This window comes from Deferribacterota bacterium (assembly GCA_034189185.1).
GTDB lineage: Bacteria > Chrysiogenota > Deferribacteres > Deferribacterales > UBA228 > UBA228.
On sequence record JAXHVM010000277.1, the window covers coordinates 1 to 1,797 of the forward strand.

2 protein-coding genes are annotated in these 1,797 nt (G+C 29.6%); both read left to right on the forward strand.

Features of this window, described 5'->3' with window-relative positions:
• On the forward strand, positions 1-583 hold a 583-nt coding region (locus SVN78_10850), incomplete at its 5' end, for a DMT family transporter (protein MDY6822104.1).
• Between the two features lie 87 nt (positions 584-670).
• The gene (lgt, locus tag SVN78_10855; GenBank protein ID MDY6822105.1) at positions 671-1,621 is read left to right on the forward strand and encodes a prolipoprotein diacylglyceryl transferase; all 951 of its coding nucleotides are present in this window, start codon (positions 671-673) and stop codon (positions 1,619-1,621) included.
• The last annotated feature ends 176 nt before the right edge of the window (positions 1,622-1,797 follow it).

A 1,797-nucleotide genomic window follows, 5' to 3' on the forward strand; every position in this document is an offset into this window, starting at 1 on the left:
GGGCTCATATATTATCTATACCCCTATCTTTTCAGTTTTAATTCTTAAGAAAAAACCCTATAAATCATCTATTATAGGTGTTTTATTAGCGTTTATTGGACTTTTGGTAATGACTTTAAGGTGGAATTTGAACTTGAGTGTGGGAGAGCTCTATCTAATTTTAAATGCAATTTTTCTTGCACTTCATATTATCTATGTGGATAAGCTTTCAAGGGTGTATAATCTATTTGTATTAGTATTTATACAATTTCTTACAATGACAATACTTTTCTATATATCTTTAATTTTATCAGGTGGACCTATTATAAAAATTGATTATTCTCCTTATGCGATATTTTCGGTAACATATACGGCAGTTTTTGCATCAGTAGCTGCTTATTTAGTTCAAATTGGTTTGCAAAGGTATACAACACCCACTAAAACTGCCGTTTTATTTGCTGCAGAACCCCTTTCAGCTCCGTTTTTTTCTTATTTTATTATTGGAGAGGTTTTGCAAGTAAAACAATATATTGGAGCTTTATTGATAATAGTTGGTATTTTGGTTTCAGAGATTGGTTCTGCTAAAAGAAAAAAAGTAGAGTAGTTTTTAAGATTTAGTTTGTTTTTTTCTATATTTACAAATATATTGTATTTAATAATTTTTATATCTAGATGTTTATGGACTTAAAGAATGTATCCATATTTAATTAAATTTGGCTCATTTGAACTGCGTATTTATAGTTTAATGTATTTATTAGCCATAATTATTGCTTTATATTTTTGCAAGAAAAAGAGCATATCCTTAGGGTATAAAAAAGATTTAATTGAAAATGCCATTATTATAACATTTATTGGTGCAATAGTTGGCGCTAGGTTTTACTATGTATTATTTAACTATGGATATTATAGAGAGCATTTTTTTGAGATATTTGCTCTTTGGCAGGGCGGTCTAGCTATACATGGGGGGATCATTGGGGGTTTTATTGCAGCTATTTTTTATTGTAAATACAAGAAAATTAGTTTATTTGCCTTTGGAGATATGATTTTACCCTTTCTCTTACTTGGTCAGGCTTTGGGAAGGTTTGGAAACTTTACAAATGGAGAAGCTCATGGGGTGCCAACATTTATACCACCTTCAATAATTTTTTCATTGAAAAATAGATTTTATGATTTTTGGAATGTTGTGTTAACGACCTTTGATGTAGAGAATTCCTACAGAGGTTTTCATAAATTATATCAAATGATTAAAGATAAAGGTCAGCTTAAAGTTTTCTTTGAAGGCAAGGCTTATATTTTAAAAGAATATGTCCCTTGGGGGGTTAAGTTTCCAGAGAAATATATGTCGCCAGCATATAGGCAATTTGATTCTATGCCCCTTCATCCAACGTTTTTTTATGAGATGATATTAAATTTTATATGTGCAGGTATATTGATCTATCTTTGGAAAGATAATAAAAATATTGGAAAAGGTACGATTGTTGGCCTTTATTTAATATTTTATGCTATTATCCGTGGATTTGTTACATTTTTTAGGGCAGACGATTTAATGATAGGCTATTTTAGAGCTCCCCATATTGCAAGTTTTATAATGTTAATAATTGGTTTTTTAATTATATTTGTTAGGGGAAAGAATTTACAGTAGTTTATTTATAAGGGGTTAAAACATCTTAGGTTATTTTCAAAGGGCGGTTTCTCAAAAAGACATCTCTCGGTTCTTCTAAAACACCTAGAATGAAAGATACAGCAATTATTTTTTGATAAGTCATTCTTATCTATTGTTCCAGGGATTGTCTCTAGTATTTCAATGTCATTTTCTAA

What these genes read in the sequence shown, in the direction of transcription:
- lgt (MDY6822105.1), top strand. Translation starts at nt 671, where the DNA reads ATGTATCCATATTTAATTAAATTTGGCTCATTTGAACTGCGTATTTAT.